This is a genomic window from Vibrio sp. 970, from assembly GCF_033339075.1.
Genome location: NZ_JAWOTW010000849.1, coordinates 1 through 511, shown reverse-complemented (window position 1 = coordinate 511; position 511 = coordinate 1). Strand labels below are relative to the sequence as shown.

Here is a 511-nt window from a genome sequence, read left to right as displayed (position 1 = left end):
TGAAGACGAAGATGGTAATGTTGATGATCTAGAAATCAACATCAACGCGAAAGCGGGTGATGACATTGAAGAGCTAGCAACGTACATCAATGGTCAATCAGACATGATCAACGCGTCTGTAAGCGAAGATGGCAAGCTGCAAATTTTTGTTGCTCATCCAAACGTTCAGGGTGACATCTCGATCTCTGGTGGTCTTGCTTCTGAGCTAGGCCTAAGCGATGAGCCAGTAAGAACATCAGTACAAGATATTGATATGACAACGGTTCAAGGATCTCAGAACGCGATTTCTGTACTGGACTCTGCACTGAAATACGTGGATTCACAACGTGCGGATCTTGGTGCGAAACAAAACCGTCTGAGCCACAGCATCAACAACTTGGCAAATATCCAAGAAAACGTTGACGCGTCGAACAGCCGAATTAAAGACACGGACTTTGCGAAAGAAACAACGCAAATGACCAAAGCACAAATTTTGAAACAAGCAGGTACTTCGATTCTTGCTCAAGCGAAA

Annotated in this window: 1 protein-coding gene; it reads left to right on the top strand. The window is 44.2% G+C overall.

All coding sequences use genetic code 11. From position 1 onward, the window contains the following. Positions 1 to 511, top strand: a 511-nt coding sequence (locus tag R7Q11_RS29530; RefSeq protein ID WP_263857240.1) for a flagellin, incomplete at both ends; no start/stop codon positions are given.